The sequence below is a fragment of the Alloalcanivorax sp. C16-2 genome, from assembly GCF_046507615.1.
In the GTDB taxonomy this organism is placed as follows: domain Bacteria; phylum Pseudomonadota; class Gammaproteobacteria; order Pseudomonadales; family Alcanivoracaceae; genus Alloalcanivorax; species Alloalcanivorax marinus_A.
On the sequence record NZ_JBKFTL010000001.1, the window covers coordinates 231,968 to 257,437 of the forward strand.

Below are 25,470 nucleotides of genomic sequence, written 5' to 3' on the forward strand. Positions count from 1 at the left end.
CAGGGCGGCGAACCGGATTTCGGACACACCGTGTTGACCTCTAGAGTAATTACTCTAAAAATCAGGTCAGGTCCATCACCGTCCAGGGAGACGCATTATGGTCGCCGAAATCAAAGAATTCCAAACCGGCCAGGCACAAATCGACCGCATGAAGCGGATTTTCGAGGCACAGAAAACCGCTTTCCGCCATCACCCCTACCCCGGCGCCGAACAGCGCGTGGAGCACATCCAACGGCTCAAGCCCATGTTGCTGGACAACATGGACGCCTGGATCGAGGCGCTCAACGCCGATTTCGGCAACCGTTCCGCCGATGAAACCAAACTGGCGGAACTGCTCACCAGTGTCGAGGGCATCAAGTACCACGCCAAGCACCTGCGCAAATGGATGAAACCCTCCAAACGCAAGGTGGGCGCCGCCCAGTGGCCCGGCAAGGTGTGGGTGGAGTACCAGCCGCTCGGCGTGGTGGGCATCATCGTGCCCTGGAACTACCCGCTGTATCTGGCCATCGGCCCGCTGCTGGCGGCTCTCGCCGCCGGCAACCGGGTGATGATCAAGATGAGCGAGTCGACGCCGCGCACCGGCGCGCTGCTGGAAGAACTGATCGGCAAGACCTTCGACGAGGAGCACGTGGCGGTGATCAACGGCGAGGTGGAGGTGGGCGCCGCCTTCTCGGCGCTGCCGTTCGACCACCTGCTGTTCACCGGCTCCACCTCGGTGGGCAAGCACATCATGCGCGCCGCCGCCGAGAACCTGACCCCGGTGACCCTGGAGCTGGGCGGGAAGAGCCCGTGCATCATCGGCCAGGACTTCCCGATGAAGGACGCGGTGGAACGCATCGCCTTCGGCAAGTGCCTGAACAGCGGCCAGACCTGCGTGGCGCCGGACTATATCCTGTGCCCGGAGAACCGGGTGGACGAGTTCGTGGACGCCTGGAAGGCCCAGGTCACCCAGCTCTACCCGAGCCTGCGCGACAACCCGGACTTCACCAGCATCATCAATGAGCGCCAGTACCAGCGGCTCACCGGCTATCTGGACGACGCCCGGGAGAAGGGCGCCCGGGTCATCGAGATCAACCCGGACAACGAGGACCTGGCCGGCAGCCGCAAGATTCCCCACACCCTGGTGCTCGACGTCAACGACGACATGAAGATCGTCCACGATGAGATCTTTGGCCCGCTGATGCTGGTGGTGCCCTACCAGACCCTGGACGACGCCATCGATTACGTGAACGAGCGGCCCCGCCCGCTGGCCCTGTATTACTTCGACTGGAACAGCGAAAACGGCGAGCACGTGCTGCACCACACCCACTCCGGCGGTGTCTGCCTGAACGACACCATCACCCAGGTGGGCGTGGACGACATGCCGTTTGGCGGCGTCGGTCCCTCCGGCATGGGTCACTACCACGGCCCGGAAGGCTTCCTGACCTTCTCCAAGGCCAAGGGCGTCTACAAAAAGGGCAAGATGAACGCCACCAAGCACATCCTGCCGCCCTATGGCCGGGGCATGCACAAGCTGATCTACAAGTTCATGCTCAAATAGGAGGGCGCGCCATGAACCGGGATTCGTCCTCCCCCCGCGGCGGCGTCAGCCGTCGCGGCTTCCTCAAGCTCGGGTTCTGGGGCGCCACCGCCCTGACCCTGGGCGCCGGCGGCGCCACCCTGCTCACCGGCTGCAGCGGCGATCCGGGCCCGGCATCGGGTTACCGGTATCTGCGTCAACGGGATCTGGAATTGCTGCGCCCGCTGATGGCGCCGCTGCTGGCCGGCGGCCTGGACGCCGTGGCCGGCGCCGGCCCGGACGATGCCCTGGCGGCCTTCGACCGGCTGCTGGCCGGCGGCTCCGAGGGCGCCCGCGGGCAGTTGTTCCAACTCCTGGACCTGCTGCAACTGGGGGCCGCCCGCTGGTGGGTCACCGGCACCTGGGCGCACTTCGCCGACCAGGACGAGGCTCAACTCCAGCGCACTCTGGCGGAGTGGTCCGGCAGCGACAACGGCTTCGCCCAGCTCGCCTTCAAGGGCCTCACCCAACCACTGATGATGGCCTGGTACGTGACCCCGGACGCGGCCCTCGGCACCGGCTACCCGGGTCCGCCGCTGAATCTGGCCGCCCACCCGGAATGATCGCCACCGGCGCCAAGGCGCCGGTGGTCTTGCCATAACGCCTTGCCATAACAACAACAGGAAATCCGGTCATGCAGGACCTTTCCACTCTCAAAATCCAGAACATCAACGATCCCTGGGCGGATGCCGGGGACAAATGGCACCTCATCGACGGCGCCGAGCAGACCGACGATCTCACCCTGGAAGCGGACGTGGCGATCATCGGCACCGGCGCCGGCGGCGCGGTCAGCGCCGAGATTCTCAGCCAGCGCGGCCTCAAGGTGATCCTTATCGAGGCCGGCCGGTTGCGCAGCTCCCGGGACTTCAACCTGAACGAAGGCGACGCCTACCGGAACCTCTACCAGGAGGGCACCCTGCGCGCCACCAAGGACGGCGCCATCACCATCCTGCAAGGGCGCACCGTGGGCGGTACCACCGTGGTCAACTGGACCTCCAGTTTCCGCACCCCGGAGGAAACCCTGGACCACTGGCGGCGACGCTTCGGCGTGGCCGGCACCGGACGCGCCGACCTGGACCCCTTCTTCCAGCGCATGGAGCAGCGCCTGGGAGTGGAGCCCTGGGCCATGCCGCCCAACGCCAATAACGATGTGATCAAGCGCGGCTGCGAAAAACTGGGCTGGGGCTGGTCGGTGATTCCACGCAACGTGCGCGGCTGCTGGAACCTCGGTTACTGCGGCATGGGCTGCCCCACCAACGCCAAGCAATCCATGCTCGTCACTACCCTGCCGACGGCCATGGACGCCGGCGCCACCCTGATCCACGGCGCCCGCGCTCAACGCCTGATCCACGACGGCACCCGGGTAAGCGCCGTGGAAGTACGCCCGCTGGACCACGACAAACGCCCCACCGGCGCCGTGATCACCGTCAAGGCACCCACCGTGATCGCCGCCGGCGGCGGCATCCAGACGCCGGCCCTGCTGCAGCGCTCGGAGGTGCCGGACCCGGACGAAAGAGTGGGCAAGCGCACCTTCCTGCACGTCACCAGCTTCGCCTTCGGCCGCTATGACGAGGAGGTGGCGCCCTACTACGGCGCCCCCCAGTCCCTGCACTCCGATCAGTTCACCTTCGCCGGCGGCGTGGACGGCCCGATCGGTTACAAGCTGGAAATGATGCCCCTGCACCCCGGCCTCGCCAGCGCCCTGATGGGTGGCTTCGGCGAGGAGGCTCGCCGCCACATCACCGAGTTGCCCAACCTGGCCGCCTCCATCGCCCTGCTGCGCGACGGTTTCCACGAAAACAGCCCCGGCGGCACCGTGAGCCTGCGCGACAACGGCGAGCCCCAGCTGGACTATCCGCTCAACGACTACCTGCTGGACGGCGCCCGCCGCAGCCTGCTCACCCAGGTGGAGATGCAGTTCGCCGCCGACGCCCGGGCGGTGCGGCCAGGGCATATTCGCGCGCCGTTCTACCGGTCCTGGGCGGAAGCCCGGGAAGGCATGAAAACGCTGCCGTTCGCGCCGCTGGAAGTGGCCCTGGGCAGCGCCCACGTGATGGGCGGCTGCCCGCTGGGCGACGAGAAGCGCGGGCTGGTGAACAACCAGGGCCGCTACCATCACCTGGACAACCTCTATGTGTTCGACGGCTCGGTGTTCCCCACCAGCCTGGGGGTCAATCCACAGCTCACCATCTATGGCCTCAGCGCCCGCAACGCCACCGCCCTGGCGGACAAACTGCAAGGTTAGCGCCCAGCGGAAAGATACAGTGGCTTGATTAAAATCCAGCTCCAGGAGTGCTTCCATTCGGAACAGGGGAAAAAGAGGGGAAAACAATGACGTCATGGAAGCATTCCGCCAGGGCATTGGCATGGGTCGCCGTCCTGGCCTGCGGTTTTATCCAACCCCGGTACGCGGGCGCGATCGATTTGAATCTGGGCCTGTCCTACGGGTTCGACGCCAGGGTGGAAGCCGGCCTGGACGCGCCGACCCGACGCTTGATCGAAAGGCTGCCCGAGAAAGTCCGAATCGAGACGCTCAAACTGCTCCGCGAAGCCCTTCCCCTGGTGGATCAAAGTGTCTATTCCTATCTGGATCGGACGGAACGCATCATCGACACCAGCCTGGTATCCGCCGGATGCACCGCGCAGGGGGCCATGAAAGCCCTGGTCGACGACATCGATGGCCGGCTGCCTTTTTCCAAGAATATCTATCCGGTCGAGGACATCGTTGAGCGAGTCGAGCGCATGCCTGAATCGCTGAATCCTCTGATGGGCCCTCGGGAACTGCGTATAAAATGGGCGGATCTGGCTTACAGCGTTGGCGTGACCCACTGTCAGGTCCGGTCCTCACCCACCTCGGCGGCGATCGTGGAGGAAAAACTGACCAGCGTGGAACGGACGGCCCGGCTCTGGGCCCGCGCCCAGGACAGCGATTGTGATACCGCCAGGGAATGCCTGCTCACCACCAAGCGACAGGTCGAGACGCTGGTCGCGAACTCCGAAGGCCGCGACGTGAAAGCGGCGGGGGCGGAGGCGAAACTGAAGCAAATCCGTATTCCGCCGGAACCGGACAAGCGCTGGCTTCGATCGGATCTGCACATGGATTACCCGCCCTACGAACACGCTCTGGCCGGCCTGTTCAGAATCAGTGACGCCATCGCGGTGGTTCGCGAAACGCGGGAAGCCGAGGCCAACGCCCTTCTTCTTGAAGCCAAACGGGAACTGACAACGCAGCGTACCCGGATTGCCCAACTGAAAAGCACCTTCGATGAAAACAAGTCGCGCACCTATCGCTGGGAGGTCCTGGAAGACGTGGCCAACGAGTTCGGCCAGGTCGCCGGACGACTAGCCGCCATCAAGGACACCCTCGGCCACGTTGCGGATATCAGTCTCAAGCATGCGGAGGCCCTCGGGGACCTGGAGGCGGAACGTCGGGATCTGCATGCCAGAGCGCAACGGGAAGGGGAAGCGGCCCGCCGGACAGCGGCTAACAACCGGACCGCGGAGATAAGGGCCCGGATTCCCGGTCCGCCTCCCGTCCTTTAGCTCAAACTCCGGGGAGCCTGGCATGCCTGAATCGTAAACTCAGTTGCGTTATGCTTGGCCCCCGATCCCTGGACACAGTGAGCCGAGCATGACCAACCGTGTGATCTACCCGGGCACCTTCGATCCCATCACCAATGGCCACAAGGACCTGATCGAACGGGCCTCGTCCATGTTCGACGAGGTGGTGGTGGCGATCGCCGCCAGCGAGAAGAAGGGCCCCCTGTTTTCACTGAACGAGCGGGTCAAGCTGGTGGAAGACAGCATCAGCCATCTGGACAATGTGGAAGTGGTGGGTTTCTCCCAGCTTCTGGCGCATTTCTGCCGCGAACAGGACGCCAACATCCTGCTGCGCGGTCTGCGCGCGGTGAGTGACTTCGAGTACGAGTTCCAGCTCGCCAACATGAACCGGCAACTGGCCCCGGAGCTGGAAACCGTGTTCCTGACGCCAGCGGAGCATCTGTCCTTCATCTCCAGCTCCCTGGTACGCGAGATCGCCCTGCTCAACGGCGACGTGCGCAATTTCGTGCCCCCCCATGTGGTGGAGGCCCTGGAGCTGAAAAAGCAGCAGCGGGGCGGTTAAATCCCGCCGCCCGATAACAGCCGGACACGGAGAAAGACCATGATGCGCGGGTTGCTTCTTGCCCTGACGTTGTTCTGCGCGGTCGCCCAGGCCGCGTCGCCGGGCAAGGCGGCCATCGCCAGCGCCCACCCGCTGGCCACCGAGGCCGGCTTCGAGATTCTCGACCAGGGTGGCAATGCCTTCGACGCGGCGGTGGCGGTGGCCGCGGCCCTGGCGGTGGTGGAACCCTATTCGGCGGGCATGGGCGGGGGTGGCTTCTGGCTGCTGCACCGCCAGCGCGACGGCCTGCAGACCATGGTGGATGCCCGGGAAACCGCCCCGGCGGCGGCCACCGAGGACATGTACCAGGACGATAACGGCAAGGTGGTGCGCGACCGCGCCATCAACGGCCCCCTGGCCGCCGGCATTCCCGGCCAGGCCGCCGCCTTCGACTACCTGGCCGGGCGCTACGGCAAGCTGCCGCTGAAGAAAACCCTGGCGCCGGCAATCCGCCTGGCCCGGCAAGGCTTCGAGGTGGAGGCGCATTACCGGGCCCTGGCCGGCTATCGTCGCGAGGTACTTAATCGCTATCCCCACGCCGCCGCGGTGTTCCTGGACGGCGGTCGCCTGCCGGCGGTGGGCACCGTGATCCGGCAACCGGATCTGGCCCGGGTGTTGGAGGCCATCGCCGAGCACGGCCGCGACGGTTTCTACCGGGGCCCGGTGGCGGACAAGCTGGTGAAAGGCGTGCGCGAGGCCGGCGGCATATGGACCAAAAAGGATCTGGAAAACTATCGGGTCAAGGAACGCGAACCCATCGTCGGCCACTTCCGGGGCGGCCGGGTGATCAGCGCGCCGCCGCCCTCCGCCGGCGGCATCGTCATGATGGAGGCGCTCAATATCCTCAGCCAATTCAATGGTGGCGAGATTAGTGAGGACTTACTTCCCCATCTCACCGTGGAGGCCTGGCGGCGCGCTTACCAGGACCGTGGCCGTTATCTGGGCGATCCGGACTTCGTCTCGATACCTGTGGATAACCTGTTGAGTAATTCCTACGCCGAGGCGCGGGCGGCCTCCATCGAACTGGACCGCGCCACCCCCAGCAGTGAGCTGGGCGAACCGGTGGCCACCGAGGAAGGTTTCCATACCACCCACCTGTCGGTGCTCGACGCGGACGGCAACCGGGTGGCCGCCACCCTGAGTATCAACCTGCCGTTCGGCTCCGGCTTCATGCCCAAGGACACCGGCGTGATCCTCAATAACGAGATGGACGATTTTTCCTCCAAGCCGGGCAGCCCCAACGCTTACGGGCTGGTCGGTTCAAAGGCCAACGCCATCGCCCCGGGCAAGCGACCCTTGTCGTCCATGACGCCCACCTTCGTGGAGTTCGACGACCGGGTGGCGATCCTCGGCACACCGGGGGGCAGCCGCATCATCACCATGGTGATGCTGGGCGTGATGGAAGCCGCCGCCGGCAAGCCGGTGGAGGACTGGGTCACGCGCCAGCGTTTCCACCATCAGTTCCTGCCCGACCGGGTGCAGGCGGAGCCTGCCTTCCTGGACACTCCGGAAGCCAAGAGCCTGCGCCTGCGCGGCCATGACGTGGTGTCCGTGGAGCGCGCCTACGGCAACATGCAGGCGATCCTGTGGGACCGGAAGGCGGGCCGGGTCAGCGCCGCCTCCGACCCGCGCGCCATCGGCGCCGCCGAGGTGCGCGCGCCGGCCCCCGCCGCCGATTGACCGGCCGGCACCGGCGTCTGGCCCGTTGGAACCTGGGCAGGACGCCGGCGGCCGGTCAGACTCCGGGTTTCGCCTGTCAGCGGGAGAGCCCATGGGCCTGCAACGCATCGAGATCGACAAGACCTTTCCGTTTCCGGTGGACGCTCTGTTCCGCCATCTCAGTGATCATGAAAACCTGTCCTCCCTGTTCGCCCCCGCCAAGGTGCGCCGGGTCAAGGCCGGCGAAGGGGAGCCCAATGGCGTCGGCTCGGTACGGCGGCTGTCCCTGCCGCTGACGCCGCCGTTCGAGGAAACCGTCACCGAATTCGAGCCGCACCAGCGCATCGCCTACCGCATCACCAAGGGCAGCCCGCTACGTGATCATTTCGGGGAGATGGTGTTTTCCGAGCACGGGGACGGCGGCTCCCGGCTTCAATACACCATCGTCTTTCGCGGCAAGGTACCGCTGCTCGGGGCACTGGTGAAGCCGGCCCTGGAGAATTCGATCCGTCGGGGTCTGAACAATCTCCGGCTTTAAATCTCGTCCTTGGCCTTGCCCTGACCGTCGGCGCTGGCGGCGAGCAGGGATTCCAGCTCCTCGCGCCCGCGGGCGGAAATCTCGATCAGCTTGTCGAGCTGATCACGGTGCTGGAACTGCTCGCGCAGCAGCCGCTCGTCCACGTCCCGGAAGGTGCGCACCACGTCGATGGCGGTACTTTCCGGCACGCCCAGCTGCACCAGGGCGGTCTGGGCGGTGCGCAGGCTGGAATCCAGGGTCTCGCGAATCACGTGCTCGACCCCTTCCGCCATTAGCGAGTAGGCGTGGTAGCGATCCCGGGCCCGGGCGATCAGGGTGATGCCGGGGAAGTGTTCGCGGATCAGCCGCGCCGCCCGCAGTGAGGCCTGCACATCGTCGATGGCGAGCACCATCACCCGGGCGTGGTCCAGGCCGGCGGAGTGCAACAGATCCAGCCGCGTCACATCGCCGAAGTAGACCTGATTGCCGAAGCGCCGCACCGTATCGATGTGCTCCGGATTGGAATCCAGCGCGGTAAAGGGAATCCGCCGGCTCACCAGAATCCGGCCAATAATCTGCCCGAAACGGCCAAACCCGGCGACGATCACCGGCGGCTGGCCGTTGGGCGCCGGTTCATCCGCGACACTGCGCGAGGCACGCCCCGGCGCCGGCCACCAGCGCGCCACCAGCTTCAACAGCAGCGGGGTGGCCGCCATGGACAGCGCCACCACCAGGTTGAGGCGGGCGATCATGTCCATGGTGAGCAGGTTCAGGGCTCCGGCCTGGGTGAACAGCACGAAGGCGAACTCACCGCCCTGGCTGAGCAGCAACCCGAACCGCAGAGCATCCCGCCAGGCCACCTTCATGGCCCGCGCGATCACCACCAACACCAGGGTCTTGATCATCAGCAACGCCACGCCCATGGCCAGGATGCGCAGCGGCGCGCTGACCAGCAGTTTCAGGTCCATGGTCATGCCAATGGCGATGAAGAACAGGCCCAGCAACAGGCCCTTGAAGGGCTGGATATCGGCGTCCAGCTGCTCGCGGAACGGCGAATTGGCCAGCAGCATGCCGGCAACGAAAGCACCCAGGCCCATGGACAGGTGCAGGGTGTCCATCAATTCGGCGGCGCCCAGCACCAGCAGCAGGGCGGTGGCGGTCATCAATTCCCGGTTATGAAGCCGCGCCAGCCAGGCCAGCCAGGGGTTGAGCACGTAACGGCCGGCCAGCCACATCAGAATCAACGCCCCCAGACCGATCAGCAGTTGCGGTTGCTCTCCATCACCGCCGCCCCCGCCGCCGGCCAGCACCGGCAGCAACAGCAGCAGCGGGATCACCGCCAGATCCTGGAACAGCAGAATGGAGAAGGCATTGCGGCCCTGGGGCGTACCCAGCTGGTTGGTTTCCACCAGCATCTGCACCGCGAAGGCGGTGGACGACAACGCCAGGGTGGCGCCGATGGCCACCGCCGCCGGGGTGCTCTGGCCCCAGGCCAGGAAGAAACCGCACAGCAAGGCGCCGCTGAACAGCATCTGGCTGACACCCAGGCCCAGCAGCCGCTTGCGCTGGGCCCACAGCTGGTCCGGCGCCAGCTCCAGGCCCACCAGGAACAGCATCAGCACCACGCCCAGTTCGGCGAAGTGCAGCACCGCCTCCGCGTCGGGAATCAGAGCAAAGCCCAGCGGCCCGATCAGGATGCCCGCCGCCAGATAGCCGAGGATGCTGCCCAGACCCAGGCGCTGGAACAGCGGCAACAGCAGAACCGCCGCCGCCAGCAATACCAGTGCCTGGTTGAAGTAACCGCTCACTAATCCCAGCTCAGGGGCAACTCGGAAGACCCGGGGCTGTCCGGTTGGCCGGCGGGCGCCTCGGCGGGCGTGGCGGAGGGGGCCGGCGGACGCACCCGGTCACCGGGCTGCGGCGCCTCACGGCGCTGGGTGATCCGGGCAACCGCGTAATCCGGCCGCACCTCGGTAACCCTCAGGCTCGCCAAAGCGTCGCTTTCCATGCGGATCGGCAGGCCGGTCTGTGGGTCCTTCAGGGTTTCCACCGGCCGGTGGACATTGAGCACCGTGTCCGCCTCAAGACGCCCCTGGCCCTGGCTCAGGTAGACCCGGTCACCGTCCGCCTTGAGCACGATCACCGGGTAGAGGGTATCGGTGGCGGCGCCGGCCAGATCGCGGGCGATGCGCGGGTAGACCAGGTCCGCCAACCGTTCCGGATGGCGCCAGTCATCCAGGTTCTGCCGCCGCGCCAGTTGCCGCACGCTGCCCTCGGACTGTTGCCAGTCGAACAGGCCGGCGGCCAGGATCTCGCCGCCAGCGGCATCGATCAGCCGATAGCGGACCCGCACATAGGGCTCGTAGCCCTGGAAACTCGCGCCGTAGAAGGTACGCGCCTGATCGCCGATGTCGAACGCCTCGATGTGACCCACCAGCAGCAGATCGGCGCCCTTGGCCTTGCCCAAACGCAGCAGTTCGGCGGGCTCGGCGCTACCGTTGCGCAGGATCGCCCGTTCCGCGTCACGCTCGGCCAGATGGGCGCGGTCCAGGACCCGGAACCGGCCGGACTGGGTGAAGGCGTCCACCAGATTGGCCTGCAGCCGGGCGCCCACCTCGGCCGCCGGCAGACTGGTCTCTCCCAGGGTGTACCGGTCGGCGTCGCTGGTGAAAGGCGCCACCACGATGGCCGGCAGATGGGAACGGTCGGGACCCGGGGCGCGGTGACGCAGAATCACCGCCTCCACGTCGGCCCGCCACAACGCGTTGTCCTCCTGGGCCACACCGGTGACCCGGTAGCTTTCCAGGCTGCCCAGGGTGGGCAGTTGCGGTTCCGCCACCGAGGTGCGGGTACCGGTCCAGGTGGTCACGTCACCCTGGCGTTGGATCACCCACTGGCTCACCTGACGCCGGAACGACGGGTCCACCGCCAGAGTCACGCCGCCGGCCTGGCGCACCGCCGCCACCAGGGCGTTGGTGACCGCCTGCTCCGGGTCCTCGCCATAGCCCCGGGCGGTCACCGTCTCGGTGTCCGCGGCCCGGACCAGGCCGGTGGCCACCAGCGCCAGCAACACGAACAGAGTGGAAAGCCGTTTCAACATGAGTACCTCCCTGGCGCCGGCCGGCCTGGATTACAGGCCGAACAGACTGCGTTTGCGGGTCTTGCGGATTTCCTTCTCGCCGGACCACTCGATGATGCCGCTCTGGATGTTGAGCAGCTTCAAGGTGAACTTGTAGTACACGTCCTTGGTGCTGTCGTCGCGCTTCACGATGGACGACAGATTGCCGTAAAGCATGAACTCGGCGCCGATCTGGCGGCCCATCTGGGCGGCGGTGGCCTGGTCGACCATGCCGGAATCCTGCTGGTATTCCAGTTGTTCGCGCACCCGGTTCACCACCGACATGTCCACGAACCGGAACTTGCCGGAATTGATCAGCTTGGTCTGGATGGTGTCGGTGATCGATTCGGTGTCGATGTGCTCGCTGGTCTTGTTCTTGACCCGGTCCACGAACAGCACCGGGCGCCGGTCCCGGGTCATGTCCACGATCGGAGGGAACACCATCATGTCGTCCACCATCTTGGCGGCGATCATCTGCAGGTCGGTGGAGCCGAAATCCGTGGTCACGGTTTCCCGCGCCTGGGCATCGCCGTAATCCACCTTGGAGGCGCAGCCGGTGAGCAGCAGCGCCATCGCCAACGCCGCCAGGGACAGTACGCGAACCATTACCTTCTCCTTATTCAATGGGGCCGGGGCGCTTATTCACGCACCCAGATTTCGTAGCGCACGGCGCTGGGATTGGGGGCCACCGCCTGAACATTGCTCTGGCTGCGGCCGGCCATCACCAGTTGCCGCCAGGGCTGGGATTCCGGCGCCACCTCGAAGCCGTCCTTATCGAACCATTTGATCTTGTACTGGAAGTCCAGTTCAAACTTCCAGCCGTTTTCCAGGGTGGCCTGGACGAACAGCAGATCACCCACCTTTTTTTCCTGCAGGGCTTCCACCGCCAGACGGTTGGCGAGCAGGGAATTGTTGGAGTGCAGCGCCACCTCGCCGTCCGCGCCGGGGCCGGCCTGGTTGGATGCCGAGCAACCGCTCAGGAAGACCGCCAGCAACAGGGCGCACAGCGGGTAAAGAATGACTTTCATAGAGATCCCTCCTGAACGGGTAATACACGGGTGAGAAGACCATCGGGCAGCGCCACCACATGGATCACGGTGAGCCCGCGTTCCACCACGGGCACCGTCAAACTAGCACCGCCCCCGGGCGTGCTCAACTGGAGGCGGTGCTCACCGGGCGGCAACATCAGACGAGCGGCCTGACCATAGGCGGGCAGGCTCAGCCAGGTGCGCAGATCGGCCCGTTCACTGACCAGATTGAACAACTGGGTCAGGAAGGCGCCCACCGGACCGAAGTCATCGTTGGCTTTCTTTTGCAGATTATACTTGCCCGTGGCGCGCAGCGCCTGGCGCACCAGCATGGCGGGTACCTGTTCGCGCAGGTGCCGGGCGGCCAGCCCGCCGACGTCGGTGAGTACCCCGGTGGAGGCTTGTTCGCCGCCTTCGGCGCGTACCGTCAACGACCGGGGTGCTGGTTTGTCGGCGGCATCATAGGTGGGAAAGGCCACCGCGAAGATACCGTGGGGCGTGGGGATCGGCAGGCTGATTTCCCGGCGCGGCGGCACATAACCCTGCTCGTAAAGCACCGCCACCATGCCCTGGCCACGGGGATAACGGCCATCCAGGGCCCGGGAAACCCGCGTCACATCCTCCTTGATCCAGTCCGCGCCGGGGTGGATCTCCAAGGCCTTCTTGTAATCCACCAGGGCATCGTTGTATTCGCCATGGGCCTCCCAGAACAGGGCGGAGAGATAGAAGGTCCAGGCGTTCTGGAAGCTGGCCTTGACCGTGCCGGCGGCAACGTCGAGCCCGGCGAAGTAGCCGTCCAGCCGGTCCGGATCGATGCCCTGCCGGTCGGCTTCCTGTTCCGCCCTGGCGATTTCCCGCTCATGACGGGCGGCCGCCACCCTCTGCTCCTCGGCGGCGGCGCGCAGCTCCACGGCGGTGCCGGTGACATCATCACTCTGCCAATAGTTGAGGGCCTGGTAGGCGTGGGCGTAGATCCGTTCGTAGTCCGGCGCCACGTAGGGCAGGGCGTTGTCGTTGACCATCAGCGCGCCGGCGCCGGTGACCAGGCCGGTGGCGCGCAGCCGCGCCGCTTCGTCGGTTTCCCGGTAGTGCTCGAAGACCCGGTCGAAGGCGGCCCGGCTGCCGTCGATATCACCGTCCAGTTGCGTGACCCGACCCAGTTCCTGGAGGTAGAGCACGCCGTCGGCGCTGTCGGCGCCCTTATCCAGCAACGACGTCGGCGCGGCGCCGGCGCCCAGTCCGCTCTTCCAGCCACGGGCCTGATCCGGGTAGGGCTGGAACAGCGAGCGCGTGGCGCAGCCGGACAGCAGCGCCGCGCCGAGCAGGCACAGCAAGGTGTTGCGGGCGAACGACCAGATCAAGGGCGAAACATCCTTATCCCCCGGGCGACATGCGGACATAAAAAAACCGGAGTGGGCAAGTTAGCCCGGCTCCGGTTTCTTGTCGAGGCAAAGGCGCCTCACACCGTTAGAACAGCACCCGGGTGCGGATGGTGCCATCGATGGTGCGCAGCTTGTTCAGGGCGAGTTGGCTGTATTCCTTGTTGACGTCGATCACCACGTAGCCAATGTCCTCGTTGGTCTGCAGGTACTGGCCACAGATGTTGATGCCGTTCTCGGAGAAGATACTGTTGATCTGGGTGAGAATGCCCGGGATGTTGCGGTGGATATGCAGCAGGCGGTGCATGTCCGGGTGGGCCGGCAGGGCCACTTCCGGGAAATTCACCGCGCCCAGGGTGGCGCCGTTGTCGGAGTAACGGACCAGCTTGTCGGACACCTCGGTGCCAATGTTCTGCTGCGCCTCGTGGGTGGACCCGCCAATGTGCGGCGTGAGAATCACATTGTCGAATTCGCGCAGCGGGCTGACGAATTCGTCGTCGTTGCCCTTGGGCTCCTCGGGGAACACGTCGATGGCGGCGCCCAGCAGGTGGCCATCGCCGATCGCCGCCGCCAGGGCATCGATGTCCACCACCTTGCCACGGGCATAGTTGATCAGGTAGCTCTTGGGCTTCATGGCCCGGATCTGTTCTTCCTTGATCATCCAGCGGGTGGCCGCGGTGTCCGGCACGTGCAGGCTGACCACGTCGGCCAGGCCCAGCAAATCGTTAAGGCTGCCCACCTGTTCGGCGTTGCCCATCGGCAGCTTGGGCACCACATCGTAGAAATACACCTTCATGCCCATCGCTTCGGCGAGCACCGATACCTGGGCACCGATGTTGCCGTAGCCGACGATGCCCAGCTTCTTGCCACGGATCTCGTAGCTGTCCTTGGCGGACTTGAGCCAGCCGCCCCGGTGAGCCACGGCGTTCTTCTCGGGAATGCCGCGCATCAGGTTCACGGTGTGGGCGATCACCAGCTCCGCCACCGAGCGGGTATTGGAGTAGGGCGCGTTGAACACCGGTATGCCACGCTTGAGGGCGGCCTTCAGGTCCACCTGGTTGGTCCCGATACAGAAGCACCCCACGCCGATCAGCTTCTCGGCGGCGGCGAACACCTCCTCGGTGAGCTGGGTGCGCGAGCGAATACCGATGAAGTGGGCGTCCTTCACGGCTTTCTTGAGGTCATCGCCGGTCAGCGCGGTCGGCAGCAACTCCACGTTGTCGTAGCCGTGCGCATGCAGATTATCCACCGCGTTCTGGTGGATGCCCTCGAGCAGGAGGATGCGGATCTTGTCCTTCTCAAGAGAAGTATTGGCCATGGGTGCTCTCGGTAGCGGGTTAAATGGGCGCGTATGGTACCATAGCGCGCCCCGGATGAGACCCATCCCGACCGTCGTTGTGCTCAAGTTAACTTGAACAAGCCTGGAGTTGCCTATGACCGCCCTGGCCCATGCCGCCCTGGACCAATTGAGCGAACTGCTCGGAGCCCGCTGTCTTACCGATGCCGACAGCGCCGAGCGCTACGGGGTCGACTGGACCAAGGTCTGGGCGCCGGCGCCCAGCGCCGTGGTGCTGCCGGAGACCGCCGAGGAGGTTCAGCAGATCGTCGAGATCGCCAACGAGCACGGCCTCCATCTGGTACCCTCCGGCGGTCGCACCGGCCTGTCGGCGGCGGCGGTGGCGGCCAACGGCGAGGTGGTGGTGGCGTTCGATCGCATGAACCGGGTACTGGACTTCAACGAGTACGACCGGGCCGTCACGGTGCAACCCGGCGTTGTCACCCAGCAACTCCAGGAATTCGCCGAGCAGCAGGGTCTGTTCTACCCGGTGGACTTCGCCTCCGCCGGCTCCAGCCAGATCGGCGGCAACATCAACACCAACGCCGGCGGTATCAAGGTGATCCGCTACGGCATGACCCGCGACTGGATCACCGGCCTGAAGGTGGTCACCGGCCGGGGCGAGCTGCTGGACCTGAACAAGGGGCTGATCAAGAACGCCACCGGCTACGACCTGCGGCATCTGTTCATCGGCTCCGAGGGCACCCTGGGCTTCGTGGTGGAAGCCACCGTGAAACTGGCCCGCCAGCCCCGGGATCTTACCGCCCTGGTGCTGGGCGCGCCGGGCTTCCGCGAGGTGATGAAGGTGCTGCACGCCTTCCAGAAGGACATCGACCTGACCGCCTTCGAGTTCTTTTCCGACAAGGCCATGGCCCATGTGCTCGAGCACGGCGTGGCGCGACCCTTCGACACCGATTGCCCGTTTTACTGCCTGCTGGAATTCGAGCAGCTTTCCGAACAGGTGGGCGAGCGCGCCATGGAGATCTTCGAGCACTGCGTGGAGCAGGGCTGGGTGCTGGACGGCGTGATGAGCCAGTCCCTGGGTCAATTGGAACAACTGTGGCAACTGCGTGAGCGGATCTCCGAATCAATCGCGCCACACACGCCCTACAAGAACGATATTTCGGTGACCATTTCCAAGGTACCGGATTTCGTCGAGGCCGTGGACAAGGTGGTGCAGGACGCCTACCCGGATTTCGAGATCGTCTGGTTCGGCCACATCGGCGACGGCAACATGCACCTGAACATTCTCAAACCAGCCGACCTGCCCAAGGAAGAATTCTTCCAGCGCTGCGGCGAAGTGTCCCGCTGGGTGTTCGATATCGTCGCCAGGTACAATGGTTCGATCTCCGCGGAGCACGGCGTGGGCATGACCAAGAAGCCTTATCTGGGCTATTCCCGTAGCGAGGAGGAGATCGCCTGCATGAAGGCCATCAAGGCGGTGTTCGACCCCAACAACATCATGAATCCCGGGAAGCTGTTCGATGTCTGAGGAATACGTTCACCGCTGGATCGACGGCTCGGCGATGGACCGGCCGGTGGGCAAGATCGTGTGCGTGGGCCGCAACTACGCCGATCATGCCCGGGAACTGGGCAACGAGGTCCCGGACCAGCCGCTGCTGTTCATGAAGGGCGCCAACGCCCTGTGCAGCCTGCACGAGCCCCTGGTGCTGCCCGAAGGGCAGGGCGAGGTGCACCACGAAGTGGAAATGGTGGTGATGATCGGCAAGCGCCTGCGCGGCGAAACCGATCTGGAAACGATCCGCTATTCCATCGCCGCCTATGGCATCGGCCTGGACCTGACCCTGCGCGACGTGCAGTCACGGCTCAAGGAAAAAGGCCAGCCCTGGGAACGGGCCAAGGCGTTCGACGGCGCCGCGCCGGTATCCGGTTTCGTGGATGCCCGCGGCGTTTCCGTACGTCAGAACCTGGAGGTATCACTGGAAATCAACGGTGAACTCCGCCAGCACGGCCATACCGGCCAGATGCTGTTTCCCACCTTTGAACTGCTCGCCGACATCAACCGGGTATTCACCCTGGAGCCCGGCGACCTGGTGTTCACCGGCACGCCGGCCGGGGTGGGGCCGCTCGGAGGCGGCGACACCTTTACCGCGCGGCTCGGCAATATCCTGCAGGTGTTCGGCGCCGTCCAGAGCTCACCGTAGGAGCGGCTTCAGGCGCCGATGTCCTCGTCGGTGTTGTCCTTGTCGAATTTCCGCACCGGGCTGTTCTCGTCGCAGTCCGGCTCATGGAGGAAGGTGCTGGTCACATCCACCACACCCAGATGCTGAATGGTGCGACGACCGATCAGCACCGGATAGATCATGTCACTGCGGTTGTTCAGGCCGAACTGCTCTTCGTAAACGGTGTCACCGAAGCAGATTTTCATCAGCACCACGGGGCGGTCGTCGCGGCCACCGGCGCCGCGCACGGTGAGGTCGCGATAAACCGGCCGCTCGAAGGTCTCACTGACCACTTCCTTGTCCTTCTGGTCTTCCACCTTCACCTTGAAGCGCACCCATTCCTCGCCGTCTTTCTCGAAACGTTCCACGTTCACCGCATGCAAGGACGACGTCAGTGCGCCGGTATCCAGCTTGGCTTTCACCCGGGCGCCCATGGGCTCCAGGGTGGCGTTCTCGACCCAGCCGAATACGTGCTGAATTTCGGTGGTGGCCGCGGTGGCGGTCACACTGAACAGCAGGCTCATCACAATCAGAATCCGTCGCATGATTTCCTCTTTTGTTTCCCGTGGTTAATTAGGGACCGGCACGACTCAGGGACGTTCCCGGAGTGCCCGCACCCGTTGGCGCAAATCATTGGCATTCACCGCTTGCGGCGCCACCGTCTCCCCGGCGTTCAGGGTGATCCGCGACCAGAAACGCCGCGGCAGACGGGTCAGGGCCGGTCCGCCCTTATGGCTGAAGAAACTACCCCATAGACCGGAAAGTGCCATAGGAATTACCGGTACCGGCGTTTCCTTTACAATTTTTTCCACGCCGCTTTTGAATTCACCCAACTCACCGTCCGGCGTCAGGCGGCCTTCCGGGAAGATGCACACCACCTGACCGTCCTCCAGTTCCTCGCGGATACGGCGGAAAGCACGCTCATAGACCTCCGGATTACGCTCCTTGCCATCGATGGGAATGGTCTTGCCGGTGCGGAAGATGTAGTTCAGCAACGGCATGTCGTAGATCGGCTTGAACATGACGAAGCGCACCGGCCGCCGCACCGCGCCGCCGAGCAACAGGGCATCGACGTAACTGACGTGGTTGCACACCAGCAGGCAGGGCCCTTCGTCCGGTATGTGCTCCAACCCCCGGGTCTTGATCCGATAAAGCACGTTGGTAAGCATCCACACCAGCAGTCGGATCAGGAACTCCGGCACCACCGAGTAAATGTAGGCCGCCACCAGAACGTTCAACAGCGCCAGCACCAGAAAGAACTGCGGCACGGTAAGCTCCAACATCCCCACCAGCACGATACCGGTGGCGGCGGAGGCGACCATCAGCAGGGCATTGAGAATGTTGTTGGCGGCGATGATGCGCGCCAGGTGGCGGGGGTCCGACCGCTGCTGGATGAAAGCGAACAGCGGCACGATGTAGAAGCCACCGAACACACCGATGCCGGCCAGATCCGTCAGCACCCGCCAGCCGGATGGTTCGGCGAGGAAGGCACCGATGCTCATCTCCACGCCCTTGGGCAGCCCCGCGTAGGAGAAGAACAGATCAATGCCGAACAAGCTCAGACCAATGGAACCCAGCGGTACCAACCCCAACTCCACGCGGTGACCGGACAGCTTTTCGCACAACCAGGAGCCAAGGCCGATGCCCACCGAGAAGGTCCCCAGCAACAGGGCATAGAGGCCGTCGGTACCGAGCAGGTAGTCATCCACGTATACTTTGAGTTGGGTGGTGTAAGCGGCGCCCAGGAACCAGAACCAGGAAATACCCAGCACGCTCATCCACACCGATTTCACCTCCCGGGCATAGCCGACGATGCGCCAGGTTTCCTTCCACAGATTCCATTCCAGGCGGGTGCCCGGGTCCGCCGCCGGTGCCGCCGGAATACCCCGGGACGCCAGATAGCCCAGCGCCGCCAGGCCCACCACGGACACCGACACGATCAACGGATCGGCGGCGTCCATCTTCAGCAGCACCCCGGAAATCGAGCCCAGCAGAATGGCCAGGAAGGTGCCCATCTCCACCAGGGCGTTACCGGAAACCAGCTCCCGGGGGCCCAGGTGCTGGGGAATGATGGAGTATTTGATGGGCCCGAAGAAGGTGGACTGCAGCCCCATCAGAAACAACACCGCCAGCAGGAAATAAACGCTGCTGAAGAAAAAGCCGGCGGCGGCGCAGGCCATGATGATTACCTCGGCGAGCTTGATCCGCCGTACCAGCATGGCCCGGTCGTATTTGTCCGCCACCTGGCCGGCCAGTGCCGAAAACAGAAAGAAGGGCAGGATGAACAGGGCCAGGGCCACGTTGTTGAGCGTGTTGACCCCGGCCCCGGCCACCACCCCGGTGGCGATCAGCAGAATCAGCGCCTGCCGGAACACATTGTCATTGAACGCGCCCAGGAACTGGGTAAAGAAAAACGGCCCGAAACGCCGTTTGGTAAGCAGCGAGAAAACCCCTTCCTTCATGCCCCGTCTCCATGCCGTGAAGCGTCGCCGGGGGACCGGTTGGTGGTCGCCGACCAGTCCGCCAGATAATGACGCAGCAAGGAATCCACCATGGCGCGCGGGTCCGCGTCGCCGGCCACGTCCAGTTTGTTATTGGCCTGCAGCACACAGATGCCGTGCAGGCCTCCCCACAGGGTGCGCGCGCCCAGTCTCCGCTCCTCTTCCGTGGCCCAGGGCGCCAGCCGCTGGAGCTGGCGTTCCACGATCAGAAACAGGGACCGGGTGCGGCGTGCGTACCAGGCCGGCACCTCGGCGCCATTGGCCATGCGATGCTCGAACACCAGCTGCCACAGTGGCGTCTGGGCCCGGGAAAGATCGAGATAATAATGGGCCATGGCGGTCAATGCCGCCTCCGGGTTCTCCATTCCGGAGGCGGCATCCATGCGATCGAGCAGACTATCCAGGGTGTCCGCGTTCACATGCAGAATCAGGTCGTCCAGGTTATCGAACAGGTGGTAGAGCATGGCCGGCGCGTAGCCCAAACGACGCGCTACCTCACGCACGCTCAGTTTTTCCAGGCCCTGCTCGGCCACCAGGGTACGAACCGTGCCGATGGCCAGAGCCCGAAGTTCCGGTTTGCTGTGTTCGTTGCGGCGCGCCATCGATACTCCTCGTCCAGCGGTGGAAAACGCGCTCATTATAGCCACGCCTTCTGAACAGTGTTCAAAAGGGCTGTTTCCGAATGTGTCAGGGCGGTGGCGCGCCGGGCCGGCGGCCAATGGGACGCGCCGGATTGCCGGCCACGATGGTCCAGGGCGGCACGTCCCGGGTCACCACCGTGCCCATGCCGACCACCGCATGGTCGCCGATGGTGACGCCGTCGACCACGCCGGCCCGCGCCCCCAGCCAGACATCGCGGCCAATGCGGATGCCCCGCGAGCGCACCGGTTGCTCGCGCACCAGAGCACCGGCATCAAGACCGTGATCGAAGGCATACAGGGTCGCGTAGGCGGCGATGCGGGTATGGTCGCCGATCTCAATGCCGGCGGCGCCACCTTCCAGGGTGGCATGGTGGTTGATGCTGACGTGCTCGCCGAGAGTCAGAGGCCCGTGCAGAACACAGTCCGCCGCCAGGTGGGTGTGATCGCCGATACGGATATCACGCCCGGGTTCGGCGAACAGGCGTGCCTGGGGTGCGACAAAACAGTGCACCCCAAAGTGCACCGTTTCCAACCTGGACCACTCCGCCTGCAGCGCCGCCTGCCACGGTTCGGCCCAGGCCCGATGACGGGGCTTGAGACGCGGGTACAGCCAGGGCATATAAGCCAGGCGCTGCTTGTGCTGTTCGCGGTAGGGGTCGGTCATGGGCATCCGGGGTCGTCTTTGCCCCGCATGCTACACCAATCAATGGCGTTGGATGATCGCGACTGAAGTCGCTCCTTGTGTCTCTCCGCAGGAGCGACTTCAGTCGCGATCAGGCTCAGGCCGCCGCCGGCACCGCCCGTTCCGCGAAATGCATCAGAATCGATGAGGCCTGATGACACTCACGCACCTTGGGCAGGGCGTCGTCCACCTGCTGGTCGCTGAGCGCGCGACCGCGCTGGGCCTGCAGGTAGGCGCGGGTGACATCGGCGCTGAATTCCGGATGGAACTGACAACCCCAGACACGGCTGCCGTAGCGAAATGCCTGGCAGCTGTCGTGGCCGTTGCTGGCCAGCACCTCGACGCCGGGCGGCGCCACCAGCACCGACTGGCGGTGCATCATCTGGGCCCAGGGCTGGTCCCACAGACCACCGAGCAAGGCATCGCCCCGCGCCCGCGTTGAAAGCCGCAGTGCCACGGTGCCCACCTCCATGCCCAGGGGATGGTCGTCCACCTCGCCGCCCAGGGTACGGGCCAGCAGTTGGTGGCCGAAGCAGATGCCGAGCATGGGCGGAGCCTCGGCCTGACCCAGCGCGTCCTCGAGCCAGCGCATCAACCGCCGCATCCAGGGTGCTTCGTCGGTCACCATGGCATGGGAGCCGCTGATCACCACGCCGGCGGCCTCGGCGGGATGCGGCAGGGTATCGCCGTCCAGGGCATTCACCACGCGCACCGGGGTGCGCTCGCCCAGCCCGCGACCGATCCAATCCTCGAAGTCGCCGTAATGCTGGCGCAGAATCGGATAGGTGGAGCCGGTTTTCAAAATCAATACAGGTTTCATGGGTGCCTCCATTCAACCGGGTCCCCAGCAAGGGCCGTACCAGCTTCGGTGAAAGGCACGTAAAAGCTGCCACGCAATGTGACTCAGGCCAGATCCCGGTGGCGCGGACAGCTCACCAAATGATCATTGACCAGGCCGGCGGCCTGCATGAAGGCATACATGATGGTGGGACCGACGAAACGGAAACCCCGTTTCTTCAAGTCCTTGCTCATGGCCTCGGCGGCGGGGGTAGTGGCGGGTACCTCGGAGAGCGCCCGGAAGCGGTTGACCCGGGGTTGGCCATCGACGAAGCCCCAGATCAGGGCAACCGGATCGATGCCGGCGTCGCGCAAATCCAGCCAGGCGCGGGCATTACCCACCGCGGCACGCATCTTCAGACGGTTGCGGATCAGGCCGCTGTCCTGGAGCAAGGCGGCCACGCGGGCATCGTCATAGCGGGCGATGCGCTCCGGATCGAAACCGTCCAGGGCACGGCGGTAATTCTCACGCTTGCGCAGGACGGTGATCCAGCTCAGGCCCGCCTGGGCGCCTTCCAGCAGCAGGAATTCGAACAGGCGGCGTTCATCGTATTCGGGCACACCCCACTCCTGGTCGTGGTAGGCCACGTAGAGCGGGTCGGTGCCACACCAGGGGCAGCGTTCCATGGGCAGCACGGTATCACCGGCCCCTGGGGGACGCTATACTTGCCCCCCTCAAATTCAACGACTCGGCGATCGGAACGAACAACGGGATCAACCATGGCGGACCAACCGCAAGCGGACGTAAGCACTTTCCAGGGCCTGATTCTGGCCCTGCAGCAATATTGGGCGGAGCAGGGCTGCGTGGTGGTGCAGCCCCTGGACATGGAAGTGGGCGCGGGGACCTTCCACCCCAGCACCTTCCTGCGCGCCATCGGCCCGGAGAACTGGAACAGCGCCTATGTGCAGCCCTCCCGGCGGCCCACCGACGGCCGCTACGGCGAGAACCCCAACCGGCTGCAGCATTATTACCAGTTCCAGGTGGTGCTCAAACCTTCCCCGGACAATATCCAGGAATTGTACCTGGGTTCGCTACGCCTGCTCGGTTTCGATCCGTTGGTGCATGACATCCGTTTCGTCGAGGACAACTGGGAATCACCGACCCTGGGCGCCTGGGGCCTGGGCTGGGAAGTCTGGCTCAACGGCATGGAAGTGACCCAGTTCACCTACTTCCAGCAGGTCGGCGGCATCGACTGCTACCCGGTGACCGGCGAAATCACCTACGGCCTGGAACGGCTGGCCATGTACATTCAGGGCGTCGACTCGGTGTACGACCTGGTGTGGTCCAAAGGACCCTCGGGGACCGTGACCTACGGCGATGTGTTCCTGCAGAACGAGGTGGAAATGTCCACCTTCAACTTCGAATACGCCAACGTGGAAGCGCTGTTCCAGCAGTTCGATCTGTTCGAAAGCGAATCCACCAAGCTGATCGAGGCGGGGCTGCCCCTGCCGGCCTACGAGTACGTGCTCAAGGCCTCCCACACCTTCAACCTGCTGGACGCGCGCAAGGCGATTTCGGTCACCGAGCGTCAGCGTTTCATTCTGCGCGTGCGCACCCTGGCCCGGGCCGTGGCCCAGGCCTATTTTGACGCGCGCCGCAAACTGGGCTTCCCGATGGCCGACGACGACATCCGCGAGGAGGTGGAAACCCAGCTCCGGCAACAAGAGCAGAAGGCGGCCAAGAAGAAGGGGAGCAAGGCATGAGCGAACAACGGGATCTGCTGATCGAACTGGGCACCGAGGAACTGCCGCCCAAGGCACTGCCCACCCTGAGCGCCGCCCTCACCGAGGAGCTGGTGCGCCAGCTCGACGAGGCCGGCCTCGGCCACGGCGCCGTGGAGAGCTTCGCCGCGCCGCGCCGCCTGGCGGTACTGGTGCGCGACCTGGACGCCAAACAGCCGGACCGCCAGGTGGAACGCCTGGGCCCGGCGGTGCAGGCCGCCTTCGACGGCGACGGCAATCCCACCAAGGCCGCCCAGGGTTTCGCCGCCTCGGTGGGCCTGTCCGTGGACCAGCTCGACCGCCAGCAAACCGACAAGGGCGAGCGCCTGTTCGCGCGCCTGGAGGAGACCGGCCGCGCCACCGCGGAACTGGTGCCGGAGTTCGTCGCCCAGGCGGTAAGCAAGCTGCCGATTCCCAAGCGCATGCGCTGGGGGCGTCGCAAGGTGCAGTTCGTGCGCCCGGCGCACTGGCTGGTGGCGCTGTTCGGCAAGGAAGTCATCGACTTCGAACTGCTGGACCAGCAGTCCGGTCGCGCCACCCATGGCCACCGTTTCCACGCCCCCCAGGCCATCGAGCTGGCCGAGGCCGGCGACTACGCCACTCGCCTGGAGCAGGATGGCAAGGTGATCGCCGATTTCGGTCGCCGCCGGGAAATGATCCGCCAGCAGGCGGAACAGGCCGGGCGCGATGCCGGCGGTCGGGCGCGCATCGACGACGACCTGCTCGACGAGGTCACCGCCCTGGTGGAATGGCCGGTGGCCCTGGCCGGGCGCTTCGACGACGATTTCCTGCGCGTGCCCCAGGAAGCGCTGATCAGTGCCATGGAGGAGCACCAGAAATACTTCTCCGTGCTCGACGCCGACGGCAAGCTGATGCCCCACTTCATTACCATCAGCAACATCGAGTCCCGGGACCCGGCCCAGGTGTCCGCCGGTAACGAGAAGGTGATTCGCCCGCGTCTGGCGGACGCCGCCTTCTTCTACGACAACGACTGCAAGAAACCGCTGGAGCAACATGCCCAGGGCCTGGCCCAGGTGGTATTCCAGCAGCAGCTCGGCACCCTGGCGGACAAGTGCGAACGCATTGCTGCCCTGGCCGGCGTGATCGCCAACCGGATCGGCGGCGACGAACAACTGGCGCGCCGCGCCGGTGCCCTCAGCAAGGCCGACCTCAACAGCGAGATGGTCTACGAGTTCGACACCATGCAGGGCATCATGGGCTATTACCTGGCGCGCAACGAAGGATTGCCGGAGGAACTGGCGGAAGCCCTGCACGAGCAGTATCTGCCGCGCTTCGCCGGCGACGCCCTGCCGGAAACCAAAACCGGCCAGGCGGTCTCCCTGGCGGACAAGATCGACACCCTGGTGGGCATCTTCGGCATCGGTCAGACCCCCACCGGCACCAAGGACCCCTATGCGCTGCGCCGGGCCACCCTGGGCATTTTGCGCATCATCATCGAGAACGGGCTGGCCCTGGATCTGCGCGAGCTGCTGGAACAGGCCGCCGGCCAGTTGGAAGGGCGCATCGACGCCGCCCGGGTGGACGAGGCCTTCGATTTCGTCAAGGGTCGTTACCGGGCCATGTACCAGGAGCAGGGCATCGCGACCCCGGTGATCCAGTCGGTGCTGGCCATCGACGACGCCTGCCGCAGGCCGCTTGACTTCGACCGCCGCGTGAAAGCGGTGGCCGCTTTCCAGCAGCGCGAGGAAGCCGCCGCCCTGGCCGCCGCCAACAAGCGGGTCTCCAACATTCTCGCCAAGCTGGAGGAAGCACCGCCGGAGGAAATCGACGGCGCTCTGCTGGAGGATGAAGCGGAACAGACCCTCACCGACCTGGTGGTGAACGCCTACGAGCGCAGCGAGCCGCTGCTGGAAGAAGGCAACTACGAAGCGGTGCTGGCCCTGCTGGCCAAGCTGCGCGAACCGGTGGACGCCTTCTTCGAGGACGTCATGGTGATGGCCGAGGACCCGGCGGTGCGCGGTAACCGGCTGGCTCTGCTCAGCTTCCTGCGCGATCTGTTCCTGAACGTGGCGGACATCAGCCTTTTGCAGGAGTGACGCCGGACGCCGGACGCCGGAAGCTGGACGCTAAACCCCGGAATCGGATCGGTCCGGTGTGTTTCCTGCAGGCTCGCAGAGAACACACCC

The 25,470-nt window shown here is 65.1% G+C and carries 23 protein-coding genes; 11 read left to right on the forward strand and 12 right to left on the reverse strand.

Translation table 11 applies throughout. The features are described from left to right. The first annotated feature begins 97 nt into the window (after positions 1-97). The 7 genes from ACLD02_RS01120 (at position 98) to ACLD02_RS01150 (ending at position 7,917) form a co-directional block, all read left to right on the forward strand. Positions 98-1,540 carry a coniferyl aldehyde dehydrogenase gene (locus ACLD02_RS01120; RefSeq protein WP_203104326.1) on the forward strand — a complete coding sequence of 481 codons (1,443 nt, stop codon included), beginning with the start codon at positions 98-100 and terminating at the stop codon, positions 1,538-1,540. Positions 1,541-1,551: 11 nt separating this feature from the next. After that, positions 1,552-2,121, forward strand: coding sequence for a Tat pathway signal protein (locus ACLD02_RS01125; protein WP_203104323.1), 570 nt, complete (start codon positions 1,552-1,554; stop codon positions 2,119-2,121). A gap of 71 nt (positions 2,122-2,192) precedes the next feature. Next, positions 2,193-3,803, forward strand: coding sequence for a GMC family oxidoreductase N-terminal domain-containing protein (locus tag ACLD02_RS01130; protein ID WP_410297724.1), 1,611 nt, complete (start codon positions 2,193-2,195; stop codon positions 3,801-3,803). Between the two features lie 86 nt (positions 3,804-3,889). Then, a complete protein-coding gene (locus ACLD02_RS01135) occupies positions 3,890-5,101 on the forward strand; it encodes a hypothetical protein (RefSeq protein WP_410297725.1) in 1,212 nt (403 codons plus the stop codon). Between the two features lie 88 nt (positions 5,102-5,189). Next, complete coding sequence (gene coaD, locus ACLD02_RS01140; RefSeq protein WP_203104317.1) at positions 5,190-5,681, forward strand: pantetheine-phosphate adenylyltransferase; 492 nt, start codon at positions 5,190-5,192, stop codon at positions 5,679-5,681. Between the two features lie 39 nt (positions 5,682-5,720). Next, entirely contained in the window at positions 5,721-7,400 is a 1,680-nt protein-coding gene (ggt, locus tag ACLD02_RS01145; RefSeq protein WP_410297726.1) for a gamma-glutamyltransferase, read from the forward strand. A 91-nt stretch (positions 7,401-7,491) separates the two neighbouring features. Then, positions 7,492-7,917, forward strand: coding sequence for an SRPBCC family protein (locus tag ACLD02_RS01150; RefSeq protein ID WP_410297727.1), 426 nt, complete (start codon positions 7,492-7,494; stop codon positions 7,915-7,917). Here the strand turns inward: ACLD02_RS01150 and ACLD02_RS01155 are convergent. The 6 genes from ACLD02_RS01155 to serA all read right to left on the reverse strand — a co-directional run bounded on the left by ACLD02_RS01155 (position 7,914) and on the right by serA (position 14,739). Then, entirely contained in the window at positions 7,914-9,704 is a 1,791-nt protein-coding gene (locus ACLD02_RS01155) for a monovalent cation:proton antiporter-2 (CPA2) family protein (RefSeq protein WP_410297728.1), read from the reverse strand. The two genes, ACLD02_RS01150 and ACLD02_RS01155, sit on opposite strands and share 4 nt — an antisense overlap. Then, a complete protein-coding gene (locus ACLD02_RS01160; RefSeq protein WP_203104309.1) occupies positions 9,704-10,996 on the reverse strand; it encodes a CsgG/HfaB family protein in 1,293 nt (430 codons plus the stop codon). The genes ACLD02_RS01155 and ACLD02_RS01160 overlap by 1 nt, the downstream gene beginning before the upstream one ends. 30 nt (positions 10,997-11,026) lie before the next feature. After that, positions 11,027-11,620, reverse strand: a complete 594-nt coding sequence (lpoB, locus tag ACLD02_RS01165) for a penicillin-binding protein activator LpoB (RefSeq protein ID WP_203104306.1) — start codon at positions 11,618-11,620, stop codon at positions 11,027-11,029. A gap of 32 nt (positions 11,621-11,652) precedes the next feature. Then, positions 11,653-12,042 (reverse strand): YcfL family protein, encoded by a 390-nt coding sequence (locus tag ACLD02_RS01170; protein ID WP_203104302.1) that lies wholly within the window; start codon positions 12,040-12,042, stop codon positions 11,653-11,655. After that, positions 12,039-13,403, reverse strand: a complete 1,365-nt coding sequence (locus ACLD02_RS01175; protein WP_410297729.1) for a COG3014 family protein — start codon at positions 13,401-13,403, stop codon at positions 12,039-12,041. The genes ACLD02_RS01170 and ACLD02_RS01175 overlap by 4 nt, the downstream gene beginning before the upstream one ends. 106 nt (positions 13,404-13,509) lie before the next feature. Next, positions 13,510-14,739, reverse strand: coding sequence for a phosphoglycerate dehydrogenase (serA, locus tag ACLD02_RS01180; RefSeq protein ID WP_203104300.1), 1,230 nt, complete (start codon positions 14,737-14,739; stop codon positions 13,510-13,512). A gap of 115 nt (positions 14,740-14,854) precedes the next feature. Between serA and ACLD02_RS01185 the strand changes: the two genes are divergently transcribed. Both ACLD02_RS01185 and ACLD02_RS01190 read left to right on the forward strand, forming a co-directional pair. Further along, positions 14,855-16,249, forward strand: coding sequence for an FAD-binding oxidoreductase (locus tag ACLD02_RS01185; protein ID WP_203104297.1), 1,395 nt, complete (start codon positions 14,855-14,857; stop codon positions 16,247-16,249). Next, positions 16,242-16,922, forward strand: coding sequence for a fumarylacetoacetate hydrolase family protein (locus ACLD02_RS01190; protein ID WP_410297730.1), 681 nt, complete (start codon positions 16,242-16,244; stop codon positions 16,920-16,922). The genes ACLD02_RS01185 and ACLD02_RS01190 overlap by 8 nt, the downstream gene beginning before the upstream one ends. An 8-nt stretch (positions 16,923-16,930) precedes the next feature. Here ACLD02_RS01190 and ACLD02_RS01195 read toward each other — a convergent pair whose 3' ends face one another. From ACLD02_RS01195 to ACLD02_RS01220, 6 genes are all read right to left on the reverse strand, one after another. Further along, positions 16,931-17,485 carry an ATP-dependent zinc protease gene (locus ACLD02_RS01195; RefSeq protein WP_410297731.1) on the reverse strand — a complete coding sequence of 185 codons (555 nt, stop codon included), beginning with the start codon at positions 17,483-17,485 and terminating at the stop codon, positions 16,931-16,933. 45 nt (positions 17,486-17,530) lie between these two features. Then, entirely contained in the window at positions 17,531-19,402 is a 1,872-nt protein-coding gene (locus ACLD02_RS01200) for an MFS transporter (protein ID WP_410297732.1), read from the reverse strand. Beyond that, complete coding sequence (locus tag ACLD02_RS01205; protein ID WP_203104286.1) at positions 19,399-20,043, reverse strand: TetR/AcrR family transcriptional regulator; 645 nt, start codon at positions 20,041-20,043, stop codon at positions 19,399-19,401. Before ACLD02_RS01205 ends, ACLD02_RS01200 begins: the two co-directional genes overlap by 4 nt. Before the next feature lie 85 nt (positions 20,044-20,128). After that, positions 20,129-20,746 carry an acyltransferase gene (locus ACLD02_RS01210; RefSeq protein WP_410297733.1) on the reverse strand — a complete coding sequence of 206 codons (618 nt, stop codon included), beginning with the start codon at positions 20,744-20,746 and terminating at the stop codon, positions 20,129-20,131. A 115-nt stretch (positions 20,747-20,861) separates the two neighbouring features. Beyond that, positions 20,862-21,584, reverse strand: coding sequence for a glutamine amidotransferase (locus tag ACLD02_RS01215; RefSeq protein ID WP_203104279.1), 723 nt, complete (start codon positions 21,582-21,584; stop codon positions 20,862-20,864). 83 nt (positions 21,585-21,667) lie between these two features. Further along, entirely contained in the window at positions 21,668-22,228 is a 561-nt protein-coding gene (locus tag ACLD02_RS01220; protein WP_410298621.1) for a DNA-3-methyladenine glycosylase I, read from the reverse strand. Between the two features lie 93 nt (positions 22,229-22,321). Between ACLD02_RS01220 and glyQ the strand changes: the two genes are divergently transcribed. Both glyQ and glyS read left to right on the forward strand, forming a co-directional pair. Continuing rightward, on the forward strand, positions 22,322-23,305 hold the full coding sequence (gene glyQ, locus ACLD02_RS01225; RefSeq protein ID WP_203104277.1) for a glycine--tRNA ligase subunit alpha: 984 nt from the start codon (positions 22,322-22,324) through the stop codon (positions 23,303-23,305). Beyond that, on the forward strand, positions 23,302-25,380 hold the full coding sequence (gene glyS, locus ACLD02_RS01230) for a glycine--tRNA ligase subunit beta (RefSeq protein ID WP_410297734.1): 2,079 nt from the start codon (positions 23,302-23,304) through the stop codon (positions 25,378-25,380). Before glyQ ends, glyS begins: the two co-directional genes overlap by 4 nt. The last annotated feature ends 90 nt before the right edge of the window (positions 25,381-25,470 follow it).

Bases quoted from the DNA above. Each gene is read 5' to 3' on its own strand.
- ACLD02_RS01120 (WP_203104326.1), top strand. From the start codon at position 98: ATGGTCGCCGAAATCAAAGAATTCCAAACCGGCCAGGCACAAATCGAC.
- ACLD02_RS01125 (WP_203104323.1), top strand. From the start codon at position 1,552: ATGAACCGGGATTCGTCCTCCCCCCGCGGCGGCGTCAGCCGTCGCGGC.
- ACLD02_RS01130 (WP_410297724.1), top strand. From the start codon at position 2,193: ATGCAGGACCTTTCCACTCTCAAAATCCAGAACATCAACGATCCCTGG.
- ACLD02_RS01135 (WP_410297725.1), top strand. From the start codon at position 3,890: ATGACGTCATGGAAGCATTCCGCCAGGGCATTGGCATGGGTCGCCGTC.
- coaD (WP_203104317.1), top strand. From the start codon at position 5,190: ATGACCAACCGTGTGATCTACCCGGGCACCTTCGATCCCATCACCAAT.
- ggt (WP_410297726.1), top strand. From the start codon at position 5,721: ATGATGCGCGGGTTGCTTCTTGCCCTGACGTTGTTCTGCGCGGTCGCC.
- ACLD02_RS01150 (WP_410297727.1), top strand. From the start codon at position 7,492: ATGGGCCTGCAACGCATCGAGATCGACAAGACCTTTCCGTTTCCGGTG.
- ACLD02_RS01160 (WP_203104309.1), bottom strand. From the start codon at position 10,996: ATGTTGAAACGGCTTTCCACTCTGTTCGTGTTGCTGGCGCTGGTGGCC.
- lpoB (WP_203104306.1), bottom strand. From the start codon at position 11,620: ATGGTTCGCGTACTGTCCCTGGCGGCGTTGGCGATGGCGCTGCTGCTC.
- ACLD02_RS01170 (WP_203104302.1), bottom strand. From the start codon at position 12,042: ATGAAAGTCATTCTTTACCCGCTGTGCGCCCTGTTGCTGGCGGTCTTC.
- serA (WP_203104300.1), bottom strand. From the start codon at position 14,739: ATGGCCAATACTTCTCTTGAGAAGGACAAGATCCGCATCCTCCTGCTC.
- ACLD02_RS01185 (WP_203104297.1), top strand. From the start codon at position 14,855: ATGACCGCCCTGGCCCATGCCGCCCTGGACCAATTGAGCGAACTGCTC.
- ACLD02_RS01190 (WP_410297730.1), top strand. From the start codon at position 16,242: ATGTCTGAGGAATACGTTCACCGCTGGATCGACGGCTCGGCGATGGAC.
- ACLD02_RS01195 (WP_410297731.1), bottom strand. From the start codon at position 17,485: ATGCGACGGATTCTGATTGTGATGAGCCTGCTGTTCAGTGTGACCGCC.
- ACLD02_RS01200 (WP_410297732.1), bottom strand. From the start codon at position 19,402: ATGAAGGAAGGGGTTTTCTCGCTGCTTACCAAACGGCGTTTCGGGCCG.
- ACLD02_RS01205 (WP_203104286.1), bottom strand. From the start codon at position 20,043: ATGGCGCGCCGCAACGAACACAGCAAACCGGAACTTCGGGCTCTGGCC.
- ACLD02_RS01210 (WP_410297733.1), bottom strand. From the start codon at position 20,746: ATGACCGACCCCTACCGCGAACAGCACAAGCAGCGCCTGGCTTATATG.
- ACLD02_RS01215 (WP_203104279.1), bottom strand. From the start codon at position 21,584: ATGAAACCTGTATTGATTTTGAAAACCGGCTCCACCTATCCGATTCTG.
- ACLD02_RS01220 (WP_410298621.1), bottom strand. From the start codon at position 22,228: ATGGAACGCTGCCCCTGGTGTGGCACCGACCCGCTCTACGTGGCCTAC.
- glyQ (WP_203104277.1), top strand. From the start codon at position 22,322: ATGGCGGACCAACCGCAAGCGGACGTAAGCACTTTCCAGGGCCTGATT.
- glyS (WP_410297734.1), top strand. From the start codon at position 23,302: ATGAGCGAACAACGGGATCTGCTGATCGAACTGGGCACCGAGGAACTG.